The 21,900-nt window shown below is 61.9% G+C and carries 23 protein-coding genes; 3 read left to right on the top strand and 20 right to left on the bottom strand.

The genetic code is table 11. The annotated features are described in order from the left end of the window. The first annotated feature begins 60 nt into the window (after nt 1-60). A complete protein-coding gene (locus HGO92_RS10065; protein WP_440915771.1) occupies nt 61-1,344 on the top strand; it encodes an AI-2E family transporter in 1,284 nt (427 codons plus the stop codon). A gap of 21 nt (nt 1,345-1,365) precedes the next feature. Here HGO92_RS10065 and HGO92_RS10060 read toward each other — a convergent pair whose 3' ends face one another. Next, nucleotides 1,366-1,692, bottom strand: coding sequence for an Rv1322 family protein (locus HGO92_RS10060; protein ID WP_169994326.1), 327 nt, complete (start codon nt 1,690-1,692; stop codon nt 1,366-1,368). Nucleotides 1,693-1,750: 58 nt separating this feature from the next. On the opposite strand from HGO92_RS10060, the gene nucS reads away from it, so the two are divergent. Next, a complete protein-coding gene (gene nucS, locus HGO92_RS10055; RefSeq protein WP_169994324.1) occupies nt 1,751-2,446 on the top strand; it encodes an endonuclease NucS in 696 nt (231 codons plus the stop codon). Between the two features lie 288 nt (nt 2,447-2,734). After that, on the top strand, nt 2,735-2,938 hold the full coding sequence (locus HGO92_RS10050; protein ID WP_074701697.1) for a cold-shock protein: 204 nt from the start codon (nt 2,735-2,737) through the stop codon (nt 2,936-2,938). Between the two features lie 78 nt (nt 2,939-3,016). Here the strand turns inward: HGO92_RS10050 and murA are convergent, their stop codons facing one another. The 19 genes from murA to thrB all read right to left on the bottom strand — a co-directional run bounded on the left by murA (nt 3,017) and on the right by thrB (nt 21,896). Further along, the gene (gene murA, locus HGO92_RS10045) at nt 3,017-4,318 is read right to left on the bottom strand and encodes a UDP-N-acetylglucosamine 1-carboxyvinyltransferase (protein ID WP_169994322.1); all 1,302 of its coding nucleotides are present in this window, start codon (nt 4,316-4,318) and stop codon (nt 3,017-3,019) included. 75 nt (nt 4,319-4,393) lie between these two features. Then, nucleotides 4,394-4,825, bottom strand: a complete 432-nt coding sequence (locus HGO92_RS10040) for a DUF2550 domain-containing protein (protein WP_169994320.1) — start codon at nt 4,823-4,825, stop codon at nt 4,394-4,396. 18 nt (nt 4,826-4,843) lie between these two features. Next, on the bottom strand, nt 4,844-5,131 hold the full coding sequence (locus tag HGO92_RS10035) for a F0F1 ATP synthase subunit epsilon (RefSeq protein ID WP_074701693.1): 288 nt from the start codon (nt 5,129-5,131) through the stop codon (nt 4,844-4,846). A gap of 4 nt (nt 5,132-5,135) precedes the next feature. Continuing rightward, entirely contained in the window at nt 5,136-6,596 is a 1,461-nt protein-coding gene (gene atpD / locus HGO92_RS10030; RefSeq protein ID WP_169994318.1) for a F0F1 ATP synthase subunit beta, read from the bottom strand. A gap of 73 nt (nt 6,597-6,669) precedes the next feature. Next, nucleotides 6,670-7,563, bottom strand: a complete 894-nt coding sequence (locus HGO92_RS10025; RefSeq protein ID WP_169994316.1) for a F0F1 ATP synthase subunit gamma — start codon at nt 7,561-7,563, stop codon at nt 6,670-6,672. Nucleotides 7,564-7,657: 94 nt separating this feature from the next. Continuing rightward, the gene (gene atpA, locus HGO92_RS10020; protein ID WP_169994314.1) at nt 7,658-9,295 is read right to left on the bottom strand and encodes a F0F1 ATP synthase subunit alpha; all 1,638 of its coding nucleotides are present in this window, start codon (nt 9,293-9,295) and stop codon (nt 7,658-7,660) included. Nucleotides 9,296-9,408: 113 nt separating this feature from the next. Further along, a complete protein-coding gene (locus tag HGO92_RS10015; RefSeq protein WP_169994313.1) occupies nt 9,409-10,224 on the bottom strand; it encodes a F0F1 ATP synthase subunit delta in 816 nt (271 codons plus the stop codon). After that, the gene (locus HGO92_RS10010) at nt 10,224-10,787 is read right to left on the bottom strand and encodes a F0F1 ATP synthase subunit B (RefSeq protein WP_074701685.1); all 564 of its coding nucleotides are present in this window, start codon (nt 10,785-10,787) and stop codon (nt 10,224-10,226) included. Before HGO92_RS10010 ends, HGO92_RS10015 begins: the two co-directional genes overlap by 1 nt. 45 nt (nt 10,788-10,832) lie before the next feature. Next, a complete protein-coding gene (atpE, locus tag HGO92_RS10005) occupies nt 10,833-11,036 on the bottom strand; it encodes an ATP synthase F0 subunit C (protein ID WP_074701684.1) in 204 nt (67 codons plus the stop codon). 65 nt (nt 11,037-11,101) lie between these two features. Continuing rightward, nucleotides 11,102-11,908, bottom strand: a complete 807-nt coding sequence (atpB, locus tag HGO92_RS10000; RefSeq protein ID WP_169994311.1) for a F0F1 ATP synthase subunit A — start codon at nt 11,906-11,908, stop codon at nt 11,102-11,104. Between the two features lie 86 nt (nt 11,909-11,994). Next, entirely contained in the window at nt 11,995-12,261 is a 267-nt protein-coding gene (locus HGO92_RS09995; RefSeq protein ID WP_169994309.1) for an AtpZ/AtpI family protein, read from the bottom strand. Then, nucleotides 12,261-12,758 carry a Cg1360 family ATP-synthase-associated protein gene (locus HGO92_RS09990; RefSeq protein WP_169994307.1) on the bottom strand — a complete coding sequence of 166 codons (498 nt, stop codon included), beginning with the start codon at nt 12,756-12,758 and terminating at the stop codon, nt 12,261-12,263. The genes HGO92_RS09995 and HGO92_RS09990 overlap by 1 nt, the downstream gene beginning before the upstream one ends. A 106-nt stretch (nt 12,759-12,864) precedes the next feature. After that, nucleotides 12,865-13,869 carry an MraY family glycosyltransferase gene (locus tag HGO92_RS09985; RefSeq protein WP_169994305.1) on the bottom strand — a complete coding sequence of 335 codons (1,005 nt, stop codon included), beginning with the start codon at nt 13,867-13,869 and terminating at the stop codon, nt 12,865-12,867. Continuing rightward, on the bottom strand, nt 13,866-15,683 hold the full coding sequence (locus HGO92_RS09980; protein ID WP_169994303.1) for a polysaccharide biosynthesis protein: 1,818 nt from the start codon (nt 15,681-15,683) through the stop codon (nt 13,866-13,868). The genes HGO92_RS09985 and HGO92_RS09980 overlap by 4 nt, the downstream gene beginning before the upstream one ends. Then, nucleotides 15,680-16,405: an L-threonylcarbamoyladenylate synthase gene (locus tag HGO92_RS09975; RefSeq protein WP_169994301.1), complete on the bottom strand. Its 726-nt coding sequence runs from the start codon at nt 16,403-16,405 to the stop codon at nt 15,680-15,682. The genes HGO92_RS09980 and HGO92_RS09975 overlap by 4 nt, the downstream gene beginning before the upstream one ends. Nucleotides 16,406-16,433: 28 nt before the next feature. Next, nucleotides 16,434-17,279, bottom strand: coding sequence for a peptide chain release factor N(5)-glutamine methyltransferase (gene prmC / locus HGO92_RS09970; protein WP_169994299.1), 846 nt, complete (start codon nt 17,277-17,279; stop codon nt 16,434-16,436). Nucleotides 17,280-17,285: 6 nt separating this feature from the next. Beyond that, a complete protein-coding gene (gene prfA / locus HGO92_RS09965) occupies nt 17,286-18,365 on the bottom strand; it encodes a peptide chain release factor 1 (protein WP_169994297.1) in 1,080 nt (359 codons plus the stop codon). Between the two features lie 129 nt (nt 18,366-18,494). Beyond that, nucleotides 18,495-20,624 (bottom strand): transcription termination factor Rho, encoded by a 2,130-nt coding sequence (gene rho, locus HGO92_RS09960; RefSeq protein ID WP_169994295.1) that lies wholly within the window; start codon nt 20,622-20,624, stop codon nt 18,495-18,497. A gap of 309 nt (nt 20,625-20,933) precedes the next feature. Continuing rightward, on the bottom strand, nt 20,934-21,896 hold the full coding sequence (thrB, locus tag HGO92_RS09955; RefSeq protein ID WP_169994293.1) for a homoserine kinase: 963 nt from the start codon (nt 21,894-21,896) through the stop codon (nt 20,934-20,936). Between the last annotated feature and the right edge of the window lie 4 nt (nt 21,897-21,900).

Genomic DNA, 21,900 nt, shown 5'->3' with positions numbered 1-21,900 from the left:
ACTCTTCGACAAAGTCCATCCCGTCTACGTTCGCGGGCTGAGGGAAACAGGTTCATACGCGTGAGGGAGCATACAGGAAATCCGGCCGGTGCCGAAGGCAACGATAACTCCAGCGAGCAGGAGGCCGCCCGCCCGGTCCCGGTCACGCCTGCCCGTCGGAAATCCGTCCTGACCGCCCTCGGCCGGATCGGCGCCTCCATTCCCCGCGCCCAACCGCGTCTGCGGTTCGAAATGCCGCCGGAAGCCCAGACACCTGATGAGGCTGACGACGTCGAACCGCCGCCTCCCGCCGCCGTCTCCGGTTATACCGCTGCCCACCATCCCATCCACTTCGGTTTCATGGCGACTGTCGGTGTCGGAATGGCGCTGCTGTTGTATTTCATCCTCACCAACATCGGCGAACTGCTTGGTTGGATCGCGGCCGCACTCTTCATCGCGCTCGGCCTGGATCCGGTTGTCCGGTGGCTGGAGCGCAAGGGCTTGCCGCGGCCGGCCGGAGTTGTCGCCGTCGTCCTTGCCTTGGCCGGGCTCCTGGCGGCGTTCTTCTCCACGCTCATTCCGACGATCGTCAACCAGACAACGCAGATCGTGGCCAACGCGCCCAGATACGTCGACGAATTCCTGGAGTCGCCGGTTTTCCAGTCCATTGACGAACGCTTCCAGGTCCGCAACCGCGTGGATGAGGAAGTGGCCAAGTTCTTTGCCAACTCCGACGCCGTTACCGGCATCTTCGGCGGCGTGCTCGGCGTCGGCAGCAGGGTCTTCCAAGGAGCCTTCGGTGCACTGATCGTGCTGGTACTGACCTTGTATTTCCTCGCCTCGCTGCCGGCGATGAAGGTCTGGGCCTACCGGCTCGCGCCGAGATCGCGGCGGCAACGTGTGCAGTTCCTCGCCGAGGAAATCACCGGCAGCGTGGGCAGTTATGTGATCGGGCAGGCCTGCGTTGCCCTCGTCAACGCCGTGGTGGCCTTCATCGCCATGTCCATCGCCGACGTCCCCTTCAGTGTCCTGCTGGCGTTCCTGGTAGCGCTGCTGGCCTTCATCCCGCTGGTCGGCGGCATGATCGCCGGCATCATGGTCTCACTCGTGGCGCTCACCGTGGACTGGCAGACCGCGGTGCTCTTTGCCATCATCTACTTCGCCTACCTGCAGTTCGAGGCGTACTTCGTCTCGCCCCGGATCATGCAGCGCGCGGTCGCCGTACCCGGCGCCGTGGCGGTCATCGCCGTCATTGCCGGCGGCCTGCTGATGGGCGTCCTCGGTGCCCTCATGGCGATCCCGGCAGCGGCCGCGGTGATGCTGCTGATCAAAGAGGTCATCATCAGCCGGCAAGACCAGCGCTAGGTTGCCGCGGGAACTCCCCGGCTAGCGGTAACGGAAACTCCGGGTCTTCCAGCAGTGCGGGTGCCAGTGCCGCCGTTCTGCCAAGGCTGTTTCCGCCCCGAAGAGCGAGTCCTGCCGCCATGCCACCAGGTGCTCCACCCCGGGACGGATCATCTGCCCGCACCCCGGGCAGGTGTAATCCTTGGCAGCGCTGCCCGGCGTTATCCGCCGCACGTTCCACTCCCCGTCCGGCGCGCTCTGCCGTTCCGGGATGCCCGCCCGGGCGCGGTCCAGGTCAAGCTCGGCGCCCTGCACCCATTTACGTGACGCCGTCCCAGTGCGGCGGCGGGGACGGTTTGAACGGGGCATGGATCAATTCTGCCCCACCACACAGGTGCCTGCACAAACTAACGTAAAGTGGCCTACTGTGCGTTTAGTTATTGCCCGCTGCTCAGTTGATTACATCGGCCGTCTCCGCGCCCATCTACCGCTGGCCACACGCCTGCTGATGGTCAAGGCGGACGGCTCCGTTCTCATCCATTCCGACGGCGGCTCCTACAAGCCGCTTAACTGGATGAGCCCGCCCGCCAGACTCCGTGTCGAGACGCCGGACGAAACGGACGCTGCCGACGGCGTAGCCGAAGTCTGGCACGTCCAGCATGCCAAGAGCGACGACCGGCTGGTCATCCAGATCCACGAGCAACTCCACGAGTTCAGCCACGAACTTGGCGTGGACCCGGGACTGGTCAAGGACGGTGTCGAAGCCGACCTGCAGCGCCTGCTGGCCGAGCAGATCCACACCCTCGGCGAGGGCTACAGCCTGATCCGCCGGGAGTACATGACCGCCATCGGTCCGGTCGATATTCTGGCCCGCGATGCCACCGGCGCGACCGTGGCCATTGAACTCAAACGCCGCGGCGATATCGACGGCGTGGAGCAACTGACCCGCTACCTTGAACTGCTGAACCGCGATCCCCTGCTGGCCCCGGTGAAGGGGGTCTTCGCGGCCCAGCAGATCAAGCCCCAGGCCCGGGTGCTGGCATCGGACCGCGGCATAGACTGCCTCACCTTGGATTACGATGCCATGCGCGGGGTTGACGACAGCGAAGCACGCTTGTTCTGACCTCCGCCCGGCCGCCTTTGAATGAGTGCACCGCCTACCCGCAACCGCGGGAAAACATTTGCTTAACAAACGATTGAATGCCCCCACAGGCCGTTGACCTGCCCTTTTACGTATGTGATGCTTAACGCAGTCTTTGTGTATGTGTGTTTTTCATGCTCGCAGGACATGTTGCGAGTGTGAAGCTCCTCACCGCTTCGGCAACCAGCCGGACATGAGGTCTTCCACGGAGTGACCCCGGTCCGGTACGAGGTGTGCCGGGCTAAAAAGTTCCACTATGAGGAGAAATAAATGGCACAGGGGACCGTCAAGTGGTTCAACGCTGAAAAGGGCTTCGGCTTCATCACCCCGGATGATTCCGACGGCGATGTTTTTGTTCACTACTCTGAAATCCAGACGGGTGGTTTCAAGACCCTGGACGAGAACCAGCGTGTGACCTTCGAGATCGGGCAGGGCGCCAAGGGGCCGCAGGCCACCGGCGTAACCGTCATCTGAGATTTCGAATACCACCTCGCGGCACCGCTGCGACGGACTTGCACAGAGATCCCCGGAGGAATCCGGGGATCTCTGACGTCAAGCCAACCTGCCGGCCAGTGCTCCGGGCTCCGGTTCGCTCCCCTGCCGGGCGACGGCAGCCCCCAAGGTACGCAGCTTCTCGTCGAAACGCTCATAGCCACGGTCTATATGGTCTACGCCCCGGACCTCGGTCACGCCGTCGGCTACCAGTCCGGCAATCACCAGGGCAGCGCCGGCGCGGATGTCATTTGCTACTACCGGCGCTCCGGATAGCTGCGGCACTCCCCTGATCAAGGCATGATGCCCATCCAGCCGGACCACGGCACCGAGCCGGGCCAGCTCAGAGGTAAAGCCCCAGCGCGCCTCAAAAACGTTTTCGGTCACCATGCCGTTGCCATCCGCTACCGCGTTCAGTGCTACGACGAACGGTTGGAGGTCCGTGGGGAATCCCGGATACGGCAGCGTGGAGACGTTGATCGGGGCGGGACGGCCGCTGCCTTCGACGATGAATCCGTCCGCCCGGGTGGTGATTGTGCAACCGGCCTGGGCCAGCTTGTCCAGCACCACAGACAGATGTTCCGGAACCGCATTGCAGACGTCCACGCACCCGCCGCTCATGGCAGCGGCAAACGCCCACGTGCCCGCTACGATCCGGTCCGGAACCGTCCGGTGCGTGACCGGATGCAAACGTTCGACGCCGGTTATCACCAAGGTCGGCGAGCCGATCCCTTCGATCTGCGCTCCCATGGCCACCAGCAACTCGGCTATGTCGCAGACCTCCGGTTCGCGTGCCGCGTTGTCGATGGTCGTGACGCCGTGCGCCAAGGTGGCCGCCATCATCAGATTCTCCGTTGCCCCTACGGACGGAAACGAGAGCCGATGGTGGGCCGCATGCAGGCCGCTGGGTGCACGCGCGACAAGATAGCCATGCGCAATGACTATTTCCGCCCCCATCAGCTCCAGACCGCTGCGGTGCATGTCCAGGCCGCGGGAGCCAATGGCATCTCCACCGGGCAGCGCTACCTCTGCCTGGTGGCAGCGGGCGACCAGCGGTCCCAACACCGATATCGACGCCCGCATTGCCCGGACCAGGTCATAGTCGGCCTGATGGGCCGGCTCGGCAGGAACGTCAATGTGCACGCATGACGCATCGACGTCGTAATCAACGGTGCAGCCAAGCCTTCGCAGCAGCTCCGCCATGATCCACACGTCCTGGATATTCGGCACGTTGGTGATCGTGGACTTTCCCTCGGCCAGCAGCACGGCGGCCATCAGTTTCAAGACACTGTTCTTCGCCCCGGCCACCTCAACACGCCCCGACAGGGTGCTGGGTCCGTTGACGACGATCACATCTTCCATAGTCCCCATCCTAATGAGCGTTCCCTAAAGAACAGCGGCGCGGCTCCGGTGAGGAGCCGCGCCGCGAAAGCATTTTCATCGCCAGGTACCGATCCCTATCACCGGACCGGCCTCCAACCAGGAAGACAGACCCGCGTAAACATCGAAGCTCATGGCGAGCAGCAGTTCCTGCTTGTCATGGCGAAGCATCACCACGATGGCCCCGGGCTGTATTTTCGCCCGCTCGGCCTCCGTAGGTTGGCGCCACCCCTGCAGCTCCAAGGCGCTGCGCCGGAATCTGTGGCGCGGCCTGGGACTCAGGGAAAAGAGCCGCAACCATTCCAGGTGTTTGTCCGCATAACGACAAACCCCCATCTGCCAGCTGCCAGGCAGCATGCAGATGGAGGCGTCAAAAGTGCCAAGGGCGCGCCGCAGTTGATAGCGGCGCACCCCGAAGGCAAGCAGCGTCAGTAGCAGCAGCAGGAACAGTGCCGCCAGAATAGCGAACGTGTAACCGACTTCTTCCACTGGCGCCGCTAGCTGTACCTAAGCCGTGGCCAGGTCATTGACCGTGGCGTTATCCGCCACGATGACCACGCGGTTACTGTCGACGGAGAAGAATCCGCCGTCCACGGTCACGTTGATCCGCTCGCCGTTGACGGGGTTGATCCCCAGCTCGCCGGGAGCCAGAATAGCCAGCACCGGCGAGTGGCCGGGCAGGATTCCGATCTCGCCTTCTGCGGTACGAGCCTTGACCAAAGTTGCCGCACCGGACCACACAAAATGGTCCGCCGCCACAATCTCTACTTCCAGTTCAGCCGCTTCGTTAGCCATTGGCTTACTTGCTCTGTTCCTGGATCTTGGCCCACTGGCGCTCTACGTCGTCCAGGCCACCGATGTTGAAGAACGCCTGCTCCGCAATGTGGTCCAGATCGCCGTCGCAGATGGCCTTGAAGCCTTCAACGGTGTCCTTGATCGAAACAGTGGAACCCTCCACGCCGGTGAACTGCTTGGCGGTGTAGGTGTTCTGCGACAGGAACTGCTGGATGCGGCGAGCACGCGCCACAACGATCTTGTCCTCTTCGCCCAGTTCATCAATGCCGAGGATGGCGATGATGTCCTGCAGTTCCTTGTTCTTCTGCAGGATCTGCTTCACGCGGACGGCGACGTCGTAATGCGCCTGCCCGATGTACTGCGGGTCGAGGATTCGCGACGTGGAGGTCAGCGGATCCACAGCGGGGTACAGGCCACGGGAAGCGATTTCACGGGAAAGTTCCGTGGTCGCATCCAGGTGCGCGAATGTGGTTGCCGGAGCCGGGTCGGTGTAGTCATCGGCCGGGACGTAGATCGCCTGCATCGAGGTGATCGAGTGGCCCTTGGTCGACGTAATGCGTTCCTGCAACAGGCCCATTTCGTCAGCAAGGTTCGGCTGGTAACCAACGGCGGAGGGCATACGGCCCAGCAGCGTGGAGACCTCGGAACCTGCCTGGGTGAAACGGAAGATGTTGTCGATGAAGAGCAGCACGTCCTGGTTCTGCACATCGCGGAAGTATTCCGCCATGGTCAGAGCCGACAGTGCCACGCGCAGACGCGTTCCCGGCGGCTCGTCCATCTGGCCGAAAACAAGGGCCGTGTCCTTCAGAACGCCGGCTTCTTCCATTTCGACCCAGAGGTCGTTACCTTCACGGGTACGCTCGCCGACACCGGCGAATACCGAGGTACCGCCGAAGTTACGGGCAACACGGGTGATCATTTCCTGGATCAGCACGGTCTTGCCGACACCGGCACCGCCGAACAGGCCGATCTTTCCACCCTTGATGTACGGGGTGAGGAGGTCGATGACCTTGATGCCGGTCTCGAGGATCTCCGTGGAGCTTTCCAGATCGGCAAAGTTGGGAGCCTTGCGGTGGATCGGCCAGCGCTCGTTGATCTCCAGCTCGGAAGCTTCAACGTCGAGCGGTTCGCCCAGCACGTTGAAGATGTGACCCTTGACGCCATCACCAACAGGCACGGTAATGGGCGAACCAGTGTCCGTGACGGTGGTGCCGCGGACGAGACCGTCGGTGGCCTGCAGGGAGATAGCACGAACGAGGTTGTCGCCAAGGTGCTGCGAGGTCTCGAAGGTGATGGTGTGGGTGTCGCCGTTGAGCGTGATCTCAGCGGTCAGTGCGTTGTAGATGCCGGGGATGGCGTCAGCCGGGAACTCGACGTCGACAACCGGGCCGATCACACGGGCAATACGGCCAGTGGCGCCCGAGCCGACGGAACCGGTTCCGTGCTCGATAGTTTGGGCAGTCATCTCTCTCACTTCATTCAGTTAGATGGCGTGGGTTAAAGTTTACTTTGGCCTGAGGCGCCTTCGACGCCGAAGGTCAGGACGCGCTTAGCGCGTCCGCACCGCCGACAATCTCGGTCAGTTCCTGCGTGATTTCGGCCTGACGTGCGTTGTTCCGGAGCCTTGTGTACTTCTTGATGAGGTCCGAAGCGTTGTCGCCCGCAGACTTCATGGCCCGCTGGCGGGCGGCAAGTTCACTGGCGGCGGACTGCAGCATGGCTGCAAAGATACGCGACTCAATGTAGCGCGGCAGCAACGCGTCCAGTACCTGCTCAGGTTCCGGCTCGTACTCGTACAACGGCAGCAGATCCGACTCCGATACAGCCTCCTCCTCCACGACTTCCAGGGGCAGCAGACGAATAACCGTCGGCTCCTGGGTCACCATGGACTTGAAGCGCGTGTAGACAACGTGGATCTCGTCGACACCGCCCTCTTCATAAGCAGTGTTGAAGTCAGCGAGTACGGCGTCGCCGATCTCGCGGGCAACCTCAAAGGCCGGCGCATCCGTGCCGCCGGTCCACACCTGCTCGTACGGAAGACTGCGGAAATCAAAGTAAGCCTGCGCCTTGCGGCCAACAAGGTAGTGGCGCACTTCCTTGCCGTCTGCCCGCAGCAATTCGGTCAGCGACTGTGCCTGCTTCAGAATCGAAGCAGAGTACGCTCCTGCCAGACCGCGGTCGGAGGTCATTACCACGACGGCCGCGCGCCGGATCTGCTCCGGCTCGGTGGTCAGCGGGTGTTCGATTTCCGACTGTGACGACACAGCAGAAACGGCACGGGTGATCGCATTAGCGTAGGGCAGTGACGCAGCCACACGGGTGCGGGCCTTTCCAATGCGCGAGGCAGCGATCAGCTCCATCGCCTTGAAGATCTTCTGCATCGACGTGGTCGAAGCAATCTTCTGGCGGTAGACCCGAATCTGGGCTCCCATACTTTTCCTTTCCTAATCCTCGCTGATTGAGCGAAGTCGAGTCCTATGCATGACGGCGTCAGGATTTCGACCCCGCTCAATCAACGAAAATGAATTAGCGCTTCTGCCGGACGATCTTTTCCTGATCCACGGCTTCCTCGGCCAGGGCGTCATACTCTTCTCGGCCTGCACCGACAAGCTGGTTGTCGCCTTCTCCGAAGAAGCCCTTCTTGAATTCCGTGATCTGCTGATCAAGTTCCTGGACCGTGGAGTCCTCAAGCAGGTTGGTCTGCGCGATCGTGGTCAGGACCGACGAGCGGTGACGCAGATGCTGAAGGAACTCGGTTTCGAAACGGTTGATGTCCTCGATCGGAACCTCATCCAGGTGACCGTTCGTACCGGCCCAGATGGAGACAACCTGGTCTTCGACCGGGAACGGCGAGTACTGTCCCTGCTTGAGCAGTTCGGTCAGTCGCGCACCACGGTTGAGCTGCTGCTTGGTAGCAGCATCGAGGTCGGACGCGAACATCGCGAACGCCTGCATGTCACGGTACTGCGCCAGTTCCAGCTTCAAGGTACCGGAGACCTTCTTCATGGCCTTGACCTGTGCCGAACCACCCACGCGGGAAACGGAGATACCCACGTCGACAGCAGGACGCTGGTTGGCGTTGAAGAGATCGGACTGCAGGAAGATCTGTCCGTCGGTGATCGAGATGACGTTAGTCGGGATATATGCCGAAACGTCATTGGCCTTGGTTTCGATGAGCGGTAGGCCGGTCATCGAGCCCGCACCCAGCTCGTCGGAGAGCTTCGCACAACGCTCCAGCAGACGCGAGTGCAGGTAGAAAACGTCACCCGGGTAGGCTTCACGTCCCGGCGGACGACGCAGCAGCAGCGACACGGCACGGTAGGCTTCAGCCTGCTTGGAGAGGTCATCAAACACGATCAGAACGTGCTTGCCGCCGTACATCCAGTGCTGTCCGATGGCCGAACCGGCATAGGGCGCCAGGTACTTGAAGCCGGCCGGGTCGGAAGCCGGAGACGCCACGATGGTGGTGTACTCCATCGCGCCCTTCTCCTCCAGCGACTTGCGGACTGCAGCGATGGTGGAGGCCTTCTGGCCGATCGCGACGTAGATGCAGCGGACCTGCTTGTTGACGTCGCCGGACTCCCAGTTCGCTTTCTGGTTGATGATCGTGTCGATCGCGATCGCCGACTTGCCGGTCTGACGGTCGCCGATGATCAGCTGACGCTGGCCACGGCCGATCGGGATCATGGAATCGATGGCCTTCATGCCGGTCTGCATGGGCTCGTGGACCGACTTGCGCTGGGTCACGCCCGGTGCCTGCAGTTCCAAAGCGCGGCGGCCTTCGGATTCGATGGGGCCCATGTCGTCCAGGGGCTCGCCCAGCGGATCGACAACGCGGCCGAGGAAGTTATCTCCCACGGGAACGGACAGAACTTCACCGGTGCGGTGAACTTCCATGCCTTCGACGATGCCGGTGAAGTCACCGAGGATGACGACGCCGATTTCGCGGGTGTCGAGGTTCTGGGCCAGGCCCAGAATGCCGTTCTCGAAACGCAACAGTTCGTTGGCCATTACCGAGGGAAGACCCTCAACACGGGCAATGCCATCACTGGCGGTTGTTACGCGGCCAACTTCAACGCGCTCGGCGCTGCCCGGTTCGTAGGACGCCGCGAACTCGTTCAACGCATTACGGACGTCGTCGGCGTTGATGGTCAATTCGGCCATCTGCAGTCCCTGCTCTCCTATGTTGTGATCATCGCGTGGGCGACGACCGGTGTGTATATCAGTCTGTATTGAGGCTTCCGGCTCCAGCTCTTCGTTCCCCGAAGGGACGAGTGCTAGGCCGCGAGCTTCCGACGAAGTTCGGACAGGCGGGTGACGACCGAGGAATCAACCACTTCGTCGCCTACCTGCACGCGGACTCCGCCAACTAGTGATGGGTCAACGTTGACATTGATCTTCAGCTCGCGGCCGTACAACCCATTGAGCCCTGCCTGCAGACGTGAGATCTGCTCCTGGGTCAGCGGACGGGAAACGCTGACGTTGGCGATCCAACGCTGCTGGCGCTGGGCAACCAGTTCCACAAAGCGCCGGACCAAAGCGGTCGGCTTGAGTCCGCGCGGGGCAGTAACTGCCTGGCGGATCAAGACCTGCGCCTCGGGTCCGACGTTCGGAACCAGCTTCAGAGCCAGAGCCGATTTAGCCTCGGCCGATGCCTGCGGTTCAACCAGCGCGCGCTGCAGATCGTGATCTGCCTCGACGAGCCGGATGAAATGGAACAGGTCGTTCTCCAGACCTTCGAGTCCGTCAACTCCAGCGCCCTTGCTCTCCGCAACAGCGATAGCAGTGGTAGCCGCGAGGGTTTCCAGAGCGTCACCAATGTCACGTGCAGAGCCCCAGCGGGATGCTGCCAGGCCTTCGGCTACGGCCCGGGCATCAGCCGAGACCTTGCCGCCGACCAACTGGGAAACCAGCTGCGCCTTGTCCTCGCCGCTGCGTGCCGGGTCCGTGAGGCTCCGACGCAGTCCGGCATTGCTGTCCAGCAGACCCAGAATTGCAAAGAGTTCCTCTGCCAGGGACAGCGGAGCGGTGGGAAGCTTTGCTTCCAGCTCCTGCTGTGCCGCTTTCAGTGACTCGCTCGATACACCTGCCATTAGTTCGAAGCACCTGCATTCTGGGATGCCGGAGCCGAAGCTTCAAGATCGGCCAGGAAGCGGTCAACAACACGTGCGGAACGCGCGTCATCGTTGAGAGATTCCCCGACAATCTTGCCGGCCAGTTCGGTGGCCAGCACGCCGACTTCGCTGCGCAGCGAAGTAACGGCTGCCTGGCGCTCGGCTGCAATCTGCACCTGCGCCTGCTCGCTGATGCGGTTGGCTTCAGCGGCGGCCTTGTCCTTCAGCTCTGCAAGAATCTGGGCACCTTCGGCGCGCGCATCCTCACGGATGCGGTTGGCTTCGGTGCGTGCATCCAGCAGCTGCTGCTTGTATTCATCCAAAGCGGCGCTGGCCTCGGCCTGGGCGGCCTCCGCCTTGGCAATGCCGCCTTCAATAGCTTCGGCGCGCTCTGCATACGTCTTCTCGAACGCCGGAACGACGAACTTCGTGACGATGTACATAAGTACGGCGAAGCCAAGCAGTGTTACCGCGATTTCCCAGATGTTAGGGACTAGAGGGTTGACGCCCTCTTCGGCGGCGAGGATAACTGCCTGTTTCATATCTCACCCGTCCTATCTACTCGGTTTGAAAAGTAAGCGTGCCTACTAGAGAACGAACGCGAAAACCAGACCGAGGATGGCCAGAGCTTCAGTCAGCGCCAGACCCAAGAAGGCGATCGGCTGCAGCACACGCTGTGCCTCCGGCTGACGTGCGACACCATTGATGTAAGCGGCGAAAACGAGGCCCACACCGATGGCACCGCCGATTGCGGAGAGACCGTAACCTACGAGGTTGATATTGCCTTCCATTATTTTCCTTTCAAGATGCCCATTGGGCAGGTTGTTTGGTTCAGGTGCTTCCCCAGCGGGGAAATTTAGTGTTCCTCGGCCAGGGAGCCTTGGATGTAGATCGCGGTCAGCAGGACGAAGACATACGCCTGCAGGACCTGGATCAGGATTTCGAACATGTACATGCCGACACCGCCGGCGATCGTCAGAACGCCAAGGGGCTTGAACCAGAAGTCGGCGTCCATGATCAGGAATTCGGAGCCCGCGGCCGACAGCATGATGATCAGGTGTCCGGCCAGCATGGTGGCGAAAAGACGGAGGCTGTGGGTGACGGGCCGAACCAGGAAGGTCGAGATGATCTCAATGATGACGATCAGCGGCAGGATTGCCTTCGGGACCCCTGCGGGCACAACAGCAAGTTTGAAGTATCCGATGCCGTGCTTCTTCAGGCCCAGGACGATCCAGGTGATGTAAACGATCCCGGCCAAAGCGTAAGCAGTGCCGACATGCGACGGCGTCGGGATCTGGAGCAGCGGAACAGAACCGAAAAGGTTGTTTACCAGGATAAAGAAGAATAGGGAGAACAGCAGCGGAACATACGGCCGGTAGTCCCGTTCACCGATGATGTCCTTGCCCACGGAGTTGCGGACGAAGTTGTAGCTCATTTCGCCCAGGTGCTGAAGCTTGCCTGGCACCAGCTGACCGCGGCGTGACGCGGCCAGGAAGAACCAGGCAATCAGTGCAACAGAGAGCAGGACCAGCAGCATCTGCTTGCCGAAACCTGTTCCGTACTCGGCAGCCCAAGGGAGAATCTCCGGAAGGTGCATATCTTCGAGGGTCGGTGGGACGAAGCCACCTTCATTAGCGGCCGCCGGAAGCGCAAGCGCGATCAACGCGTTTCCTCTCTGCAGTGTCCATCATTGGGCGTTTCAGGGTGGATTGCCGTCTCGGCACGCCACCATATGAAGTTTTCTGACATTTAGATGTTGTTCCCTTGACCGTCCCCATGGCGGCGCTTAGCGCTGCGGGTGAGGTTGTGTTTTCGGGCCAGATAATATCCGCCGCCAGCGCCTAGAACGGCACCGGCGATGAACAGCCACCGGGTATTCAACAGATAGTCCAGCCCCCAGCCTATCAAACCCCAGGCTATGATCCCGCCAACTATATAGGTCAAGACCGTGTTGCCGCCCTGGTAGCCAGAGTTGCTGCTGCCGGGATCTGAATTGCGGGGACTCTTGCCAGGCATTAACGAGATTCCTTCCCGGCTGTAGAGCTGTCGCCGTCTTCCGGGTCGTCGTAAATCTGGTATCGAACGCGGGAGAATGCGAACACTTCCGCAACCTGCCACACCACAACACTGACGACGGCAGCAATGAAGAACCAGGTCGTTTCCAGCCAGTCCGGCGTACCGATGATAAAGAGCGCAGCGCCGAAACCAACAACCTTGAGCACATAGGTGGCGATAAACGCACCTATCGCACCGGAGGGATTTCTTCGCCCGACGACGTGCCCGATCAATAGGCTGATGGCGAAGAAGAATACCACCAGTGCCGAACCCAGCACAGCGCTAAGGGCACCCACACCCCCCGCCACGATGAATGCCAGTACTACCACCAGAAGAGTGGCTGCGGCGGCACCGAGGGAAGAGGTTTTCAGGATCTTCAGCCATGGAGTAGCCGTTGGACCGGAGACAGGTACGGCACTGCCAGCGGCACTGTTGCCGTTGGAATGATGTGTGCTCATAGCTGTCCGATCGGGTGCACAGGCGGGATGATGACCGGTAGACCGGCCGCAAAGAATTCTACACGAGATAGAAGTCAGCCTGTGAATGCATGTCCTGTTTCTGAGGCTATCCGGTCGCGGCGTCGGCTGCGCGACGGCCGAAGATGCGTGGGGAGCGCAGATAGAAGAGTACGACGGCGGCGCAAACCAGCAGTGCAGATGCCTTGCCCGGTACGTTGCTGGCGGCAGCCACGAGTCCGCACAACCCGGTCAGCAGCGAGCAAACCGCGACCAGCAGGGCCGACTGCACATGGCTGAGCCCAACGTCCGTCAGCCGTTGGTAGACGTGCTGACGGTGCGCCGCGTACCACCGCTCCCCCGCACTGATCCGGCGCAGCAAGGTGGTCATCGTATCGGCAAGATAGATGGTCACGGGCCCAAGCAAATACTCCGGCTGGACTCCGCTGAGAAAACCCGCCGCCCCCAGGACGGCCAGCGAAGCGCCCAGCAAATAACTGCCCACGTCGCCAAGGAAGTTGTTGCCGGAGAGGTTCCAGGGCAGAAAAGCCGCGAATGCGACGGCAACCACAAGCCCCGAGACCGTCAGCCAGTCAAGCGATGACATCATTCCGGCCACTGAAAACAACAGTCCCACGACCAGCCCATGCAGGCCCGATATGCCGTTGACCCCATCCATGAAGTTCGCAACATTGATGTAGCCGGCAATGGCCAGCGCGCCGACCGGAATCCATAACCAGGAGGTATCGGTCAGGACCACGATGATGGCAGTGCCGGCGGCACCAATTCCCAACTGCAGCAGGAAGCGTACGGAGATGGCCACACCGCGGAAGTCCTCCAGCCAGCCCAGCACAGAGGCGGCTGCGCAAACGCCGGCCACAGTAGCAATGATTGCCACACCATCGGCAGCGGCCGCGGTCAGCACTGCCGTGAGCAGCCCGCCAAGGACGCCGGCTGCCACAGTGATGCCCATGCCGCGGACAACTACTTTTGTGTGGGACGATCTCTCGTTCGGTATGTCCAGCACGCCCAGCTTGAGCAGCAGTGGCTTCAGAACCAAAGGCAGTGACAGGCTGAGGACGAGGGCAACAGCGGCTGAAAGCGCTCCGGTCATTTGGCCGACTCCGGCTCGTTACTGGCCAGTGGCAGGTGCTGCCGGTTTTTCCACTCCTCAAGACTCATCTGGTGCGGATCCAGGGCGTCAATGGAAGCATGCGAAATCTTCGGGTGCAGCGGACGCGAATCGTCTTCACCGATACCGATCAGTTCTTCGTGCAGCTTTTCACCTGGACGCAGACCGGTGAAGACGATGTCAATCTCTTTGCCGGACATCGCGATCATGCGCTGGGCAACGTCGAGGATCCGTACTGGTTCGCCCATGTCGAGAATCAGGACCTCTCCCCCGCGTCCGATGGCTCCAGCCTGAATGACCAACTGGCACGCTTCCGGAATCGTCATAAAGAAACGGGTTGCGTCCGCATCTGTCACCGTCACCGGTCCCCCATTGCGGATCTGCTGGTTGAACAGCGGCAGCACGGAACCGCGGCTACCCAGGACATTTCCGAAACGGACCGAAACGTACTTCAATCCGGTTTGCTGCGCGAGCCACGCCGTGATCTTCTCCGCAACCCGCTTGGAATGTCCAAGCACCGTTGTCGGATTAGCCGCCTTGTCAGTGGAAATATTGACGAACGTCTGGACATCGGCCAGCCGGGCGGCTTGGAGAACGTTCAAGGTGCCCAGGATATTCGTCTTCCAGGCTTCCTCGGGATACTGCTCCAGCAGGGAAACGTGTTTGAGCGCCGCTGCGTGGAAGACCACCTCGGGCTTCCGATCCAGGAAGATCTCCTCCAGGGCACCTGCGTCACGGATGTCGGCCAAAACCGTGTCTTTGCCGTTCAGCAATCCTTGGCCGGTAATCGATATCTGGGTGGACTGCAGCCCGGTTTCGTCCCGGTCCAACATGATCAATTCACGCGGCTCGAATTCGTTGATCTGCCGGCACAGTTCCGATCCTATGGAGCCGCCGGCCCCGGTGATCAGCACGCGCTTTCCCTTGACGTAATGGGCGATCTCATCAACGTGGATGTCGACGGGCTGCCGTCCAATCAGATCCTCGATTGCCACCTCGCGGAAGGAAAATTCGGACCCGCCGGTCAACATGTCCTTCAGCGGCGGGACAACCAGAACCTTGATGTTCAGGCCCGCGACTGCGTCCGAGATCCGGCGGACTTGCTTGGCATCGATGTCCGCTATGGCGATCAACAGGACCGTGGCGTTTGTCCGGGCCACGATGTCCGGCAGGTCCTCCATCCGGCCGAGCACCGGAACACTGGCAATCCGCAGGTGCTTCTTCGCCGGGTCATCGTCAATCAGGCCGACAGGCAGCCAAGGCGACTGCGGGTCGTTGCACATGCGGCTGACGATGGACTTACCCACAAAACCGGCGCCGTAGATCAGGGTCCTGGCGGCCTCTTCGCCGGGTTTGGCCTTGCTCTCAACGTACATCCGCTTCAGGTAGCGGATAGCGGCCATGAAAAGGCAGGCGAACGGGAAGGCGATGATGCCTGTACCACGTGCGATACCCATGGAGATACCAAAGAACAGCAGGGCGACCGTGGTGATGGCCGAAACCGCCACCGTCACGATCACAAGCAGCTTTGCCTCGTGGAAGCTGCCAAAGCTGTACCGCCCCTTATACAGCGCGAAGGCTGAACCCACTGCGAACTGCGCGGCGATCGCAATGGCGCAGAGGACGATGATGCCTGGGATCTTCGATGGATCCAGTACCATCTCGTACCGCAGGAAGACGGCCAGGACGATCGAAACAATCCAGGCGGATGAATCCAGCAGGAACTGCGACCAGAGCCAGAGGGCCTTGTCGCTGCTGGCAGTCTTACCGGATGCGGGGCCACGTCCAATGCTCATAGCTGGCTGCTCTCCCCTGGCGTCTCCGCTGCAGGGTCCGGCGTTAGCCCAGCCGGTTCCTCCCCAATGCCGAGGATGTCCGGCACGATTTCCCGCAACCGGTCAATGGGTATGGCTCCGTCACGGACCACACGGAAGGGCTGTGAAGTGCAGTCGACAATAGTCGACGGCAGGGACTGGCTGTCTTCGGTATCACCGCGCAGTCCGTCTTCCAGGTAGACCTCCACCGATTCAGCAAGCTGCACGTGGGCTTCGACGGCTGTCCGGGATGCCGGCTGGCCGGTGCGATTCGCGGACGAAACCGCCAGCGGGCCTGTCACCGCGAGCAGGTCCAGCGCCAGACGGTCATCCGGCATCCGCAGGGCCACGGTGCCCTTGGTGTCGCCCAGATCCCAGGTCAGCGACGGCTGGGCATGGAAGATCAGAGTCAGTCCGCCGGGCCAGAATTCGTCCGCAAGGCGTCTGGCCTCCTCGGCGATGTCCACAGCCAGCCCGTCCATGGTCTGCGGACGGGGAATGAGGACCGGAGGGGGCATGGTGCGGCCACGGCCCTTGGCTGCCAACAGCGTGGCAACCGCCTGTGGCGAGAACGCGTCCGCAGCGATGCCATACACCGTGTCCGTAGGCATGACAATGCACTGTTTTGACGCGATTGCCGTCTGCGCGGCGGCAAGGCCTTCACTACGTTCGACGTCGTCCTTGCAGTTGAATGTGGTGGTCACAGGATCATTCTTTCATTTCGGGGCAGCGCTACCGCCGGACGGCGGCGGTGGCCCGTTCGCGTCCGGTCAAATCGTAGACTGTGGCAACATCGTCCCAGCACCCGGCACTATGCAGCAGGTGCGACACAGCTTCAGCCTGGACTTCCGCATGTTCCATGATGAAGTAACCGCCGGATTTCAACAGCCGTGCGGCGGTGCTGGCCGTGGCCGCTGGCAACTGGAGACCGTCGGCGCCGCCTCCATACAGAGCAATTTGCGGGTCATGTTCCGCCACTTCCGGGTCCCGCGGCACGGCTTCGGCGGGAATATACGGAGGATTGGAAACAACGACGTCGAAGGTTCCATCGTGTTCGGTAAGCGCGGTACGTAGGTCTTCCTGGACCAGGGTCACGCCCCACGGTTCCAGGTTGCGTGCTGCCCAGGCATGGGCCAGATCACTCAGTTCCACGGCGATGACTTCCGCTCCGGGAACTTCCTGGGCAATGGACGCCGCAATGGCGCCCGACCCGGTACCAAGATCAACGACCTTTGCGCGCGGGATTTTCACAGCGCGGTCAATGGCGTACTGGGCAACGGTCTCCGTTTCCGGCCGCGGGATAAAGACTCCGGGTCCAACCTGCAGTTCGAGGTGGCGGAAGTACGCCTTGCCCGTAATGTGCTGGAGCGGAACCCGACGGGCCCGTTCCGCCACGAGTTCGCCGAACTCCGGCGGGACCGTTGCACCAGTCAGGGCCAGCGATCTTATCCGGCCTAAGGACTCAGCCATGAGATGAGCCGCCAGAAGCTCGGCATCCACGCGCGGACTGGGCACCCCCGCCCGCGCCAATATCTGAGTTGCCTCGGCGAGAGCCTCGGCAAGCGTTTCTCCGGTCACTGGTGCCTAATGATCCTCGCCGACTGCCTCAAGCCGCGCCTGCTCGTCGGCCTCGATGGCCGACTGGATGACGGGCTCCAGTTCCCCGTTCATGACCGCATCCAGGTTGTAGGCCTTGTAGCCGGTGCGATGGTCCGCTATGCGGTTTTCCGGAAAATTGTACGTGCGGATCCGTTCAGAGCGGTCCATGGTCCGGATCTGCGACTTACGGGTCTCTGAATTGGCTGCGTCGATCTGCTCCTGCTGGTGAGCCAACAGACGGGCACGCAGCACTCGCATGCCCGCTTCACGGTTCTGCAGCTGGGACTTTTCGTTCTGCATCGCGACCACGATCCCGGTGGGAATGTGCGTGATGCGGACGGCGGAATCCGTGGTGTTGACAGACTGCCCACCTGGCCCGGAGGAGCGGTAGACATCGATCTTCAAGTCGTTCTGGCTGATGTCGACTTCTTCCGGCTCATCCACTTCCGGCAGAACCAGGACGCCGGCGGCGGAGGTGTGGATACGGCCCTGGGATTCGGTGACCGGAACACGCTGGACACGGTGCACGCCGCCTTCGAACTTCATCCTGGCCCAGACGCCTTCAGCGGGATCGTTCGATGAACCCTTGATCGCCATGGAAACGTCCTTGTAGCCGCCCAGATCGGACTCGGTGGCGGAGATGATTTCGGTCTTCCAGCCGCGTTGCTCCGCATACCGGGTGTACATACGCAGCAGATCACCGGCGAACAAGGCGGCTTCGTCGCCACCTTCACCGCCCTTGACTTCGATGATGACATTGCGTGCGTCGTCCGGATCCCGCGGGATCAACAACCGGCGCAGTCTTGCCTGGGCCGTCTCGAGATCAGCTTCAAGCGCAGGGATTTCGGCAGCAAACTCGGGGTCCTCGGCAGCCATTTCCCGTGCCGCGCCCAGGTCGCCCTCCAGTTGGCTCCAGCGGTTGTATGCCTCGACAATACCGTTCAGCTGCGCCGACCGGCGGCCCAGCTTGCGAGCCAGTCCCTGGTCCGCGTATACGGCCGGATCGCTCAGCCGCTTTTGCAGCTCTGCATGCTCTGCGAGCAATCCCTGTACGGACTCAAACATTTCTCAAACCTCTTTCGACTTCTTCAATAAGTCTAGATAAGACACCAACCGGCCGCTTAAACAGCGAACCGCCCAGATTTCACCGGACCCGCATTGCGGGACCGGCGAAATCATGAGCGGTTAGGGCAGCTACTTGTCGTTGTCGGACTTCGCGCCCAGCGTCGTCTTCTGTACCTGCATCAGGAACTCGACATTGGACTGAGTGTCCCGGATCTTGTTGGTCAAGAGCTCAAGCGCCTGCTGCGTATCGAGTCCGGAAAGGACCCGGCGCAGCTTCCACATGATCTTGACTTCCTCCGAGGAGAGCAAGTTCTCTTCCCGACGGGTACCGGAAGCGTTGACGTCCACGGCAGGGAAGATCCGCTTGTCCGCCAGATTACGGGACAGTCGTAGTTCCATGTTGCCCGTGCCCTTGAACTCTTCGAAAATGACTTCGTCCATCTTGGAACCGGTTTCCACCAATGCGGTTGCCAGGATGGTCAAAGAACCGCCGTTTTCGATGTTGCGGGCAGCACCGAAGAAGCGCTTCGGCGGGTACAGCGCAGAGGAATCCACGCCACCGGAGAGAATACGTCCGGAGGCAGGAGCAGCCAGGTTGTAGGCGCGTCCCAGACGGGTCATCGAGTCGAGCAGAACGACGACATCCATTCCCATTTCCACCAGGCGCTTGGCGCGCTCGATCGCGAGTTCGGCAACGGTGGTGTGGTCGTCGGCGGGACGGTCGAAGGTGGAGGCAATGACCTCGCCCTTAACCGTGCGCTGCATGTCGGTGACTTCTTCCGGACGCTCGTCAACCAGAACCATCATGAGGTGGACCTCGGGATTGTTGATGGTGATGGCGTTGGCGATGGACTGCAGAATCAGCGTCTTACCGGCCTTCGGCGGCGACACGATGAGACCGCGCTGGCCCTTGCCGATAGGTGCCACCAGGTCGATAACGCGGGGGCCGATCTTCTTCGGCTCCGTTTCCAGGCGCAGACGCTCCGAGGGGTAGAGCGGAACCAGCTTGGTGAAGTCCACCCGGTCCTTGTTATCTTCGGCGGGCTTGCCGTTGACGGAGGTCAGACGCACCAAGGCGTTGAACTTCTGGCGGCTGTTCTGGTTGGCGTTTTCGCCGTCCCGCGGGGCGCGGATGGCACCAACAACGGCGTCGCCCTTGCGCAGGTTGTACTTCTTGACCTGTGCCAGCGAGACGTAGACATCGTTCGGGCCGGGCAGGTAGCCGGAGGTGCGCACGAACGCGTAGTTCTCGAGCACGTCGAGGATGCCGGCCACGGGCAGCAGCACGTCATCGTCGGTAACCTCGGTATCGTCCACGTCCGGGTTCTGGCCGCGTCCGCGGCGGCGTTCGTTGCGGTCACGGTACCGGTTGCTGGTGTCCGTGTCGCGGTCGCGGCGGTTCCGGTTGCGGCGGTTGCGTCCGCGGCCGCCGTCGTCGCCGTCGTCGCTGCGGTTGTCACTCCGGCTGTCGCTTCGGTTGTCGCTGCCGGCGGACTCGTTGTCGCGGCCGCGTGTCCGGCTGCGTTCACGCCGGTCGTTACGGTCGCCACGATCGTTACGGTCGCCGCGCTCGCCGCGGTCGGTCTGGCCTTCCTTCGCACCCTCAGCAGGAGCTTCGGACGGCTCTGGCTTCTCAGCGGGCTTTTCGGCCTGCTGCTCCGGCTGGTCCTCACGGCGGTTACGGCCACGGCTACGGCGGCCCTCGCGGCCGCCTTCGGACTCCGGCTTCGCCTCGGCGGGCTGCACATCGGCCGGCTGCGCGTCGACGCGCTGTGCCTCTGCAGCCTTGGAACCGGCAACCTCGCCGTCCGTTGCCGTTTCGGCTGCAGCGGGTGCCTGCGCCGCTTCCGGCGCCACGCTGCCGTCGCTGGTCGCGCGACGGTTGCGGTTGCGGGTCCGGCTGACGCGTTCGGCAGCCTTGTTCAGGTCACCGCTGTCTTTCGCGTCCGCTTTGTCAGCGGTATCGGCAGCAGGCGCTGCAGGGGCCGTGGGCTCCTCGGCGGCGGGAGCGGCTTCTTTGGCACTTGCACGGCCGGTGGTCTTCTTGGCAGGACGGTCAGCTACTGCGGAACCACGCTGGTGGTCCGAAATAGCCGCCACCAGGTCGCTCTTGCGCATCCTGGAACCGCCGGTGATGCCGAGCTGGCCGGCCAAGGCCTGCAGCTGGGCAAGCTTAAGTCCGGCAAGTCCTGCGCTCTTCGGCGCAGCAGAGTCTGATGATGTATCCACACCTGCAGCCAGGTCAGTGGTTTCAGTCACGAAGGATCCTTCCCCCTCGTCGGGCGGTCCGCATGTGAAGTGGACCGCGTTGTTTGCGTCCCGGCCGATGCATAAGAAACAAGGCCGGGTCGGGGTTGCCCAAGTATGAGACCAGGCAACGCCGAGTGACATGAGAAAACCTTGAATGGATCTCGTTCACCATGGTCTTAGGGATATGCTGCCCGCACTCTTACGCGCATTTACAGCACTCAGTAATTCCGTGACGGATCCTGGAAGGTTGCACCGATCTTTGGTTCGCTGCCGGATGTTGTATGTCCACGTGGGACTTTCGACAGATTACCAAGCCGGTTATTTCCGGCGGTGCACTTCCACTTTAGCACCATCTGTGTCAACCGTCAGTTTTAGGACACGCCAGCCGTCCGGCATTTGCGAGGACTCCAACGTGGCGGCGATATGCTGCTCGACCTCAGCCGCCTGCGCGTGCCCTGCGGCCAGCGTCATCACGGTCGGCCCGGCGCCCGAGACAACAGCGGCGAAACCGGACGCGCGAAGCGATTGCAGCAGGTCAGCGCTCGGCGCCATGGCAGGCGCCCGGTGGCTCTGGTGCAGCTCATCCACCGTTGCCGCGAGCAGCAGTTCCGGGTCACGCGTCAGTGCCTGCACCAGCAGTGCCGCCCGTCCGGCATTGGCCGCTGCGATATGGTGCGGTACCGAGACAGGCAGCAGGTTCCGGGCCATTTCGGTCGACAACTCATAGGAGGGAATGGCGACGACCGGGACAATCTCCGTCACGACATCAACGGCGGTACTGAAGAAAGAACCCTCCGTTTCCCAGGAGATGGCGAGCTTGCCCGCCAGCGCCGGCGCCACGTTGTCGGGATGCCCTTCCTGGGCGGAACAAAGCTGCAGGACTTCCTGGGCAGTGAGCCGCGCAGCCACAGGCAGCAACGAGTTGGCCAACAGCACCGCGGAGACGATGGCCGCCGCAGAGGATCCCAGTCCCCTGCCGTGCGGAATCACGTTCTCGGCCTGCAGTCGCAAGCCCTCCGCCCGGTAGCCCGCACGTCCCAGCGTGTCCTGGATGGTGCGGATGATCAGGTGGCTCTCATCCGTAGGCAGGTTGGTGGCGCCTTCACCGGAGATCTCGGCATGGAAAACGCCGTCGTCGGTGGTTTCAACACTGACCGTGTCATACAGGCTCACGGCCAGACCGAGGCTGTCGAAGCCGGGCCCGAGGTTGGCGCTGGTCGCCGGGACCCGGACGCTGACGCGCTGTCCGGGCACCACGGCGGTACGCTCTGCGGTCCTCACGGCG

The sequence above is a fragment of the Crystallibacter degradans genome (genome assembly GCF_012952295.1).
In the GTDB taxonomy this organism is placed as follows: domain Bacteria; phylum Actinomycetota; class Actinomycetes; order Actinomycetales; family Micrococcaceae; genus Crystallibacter; species Crystallibacter degradans.
This window is presented reverse-complemented; position numbering and strand designations above follow the sequence as displayed.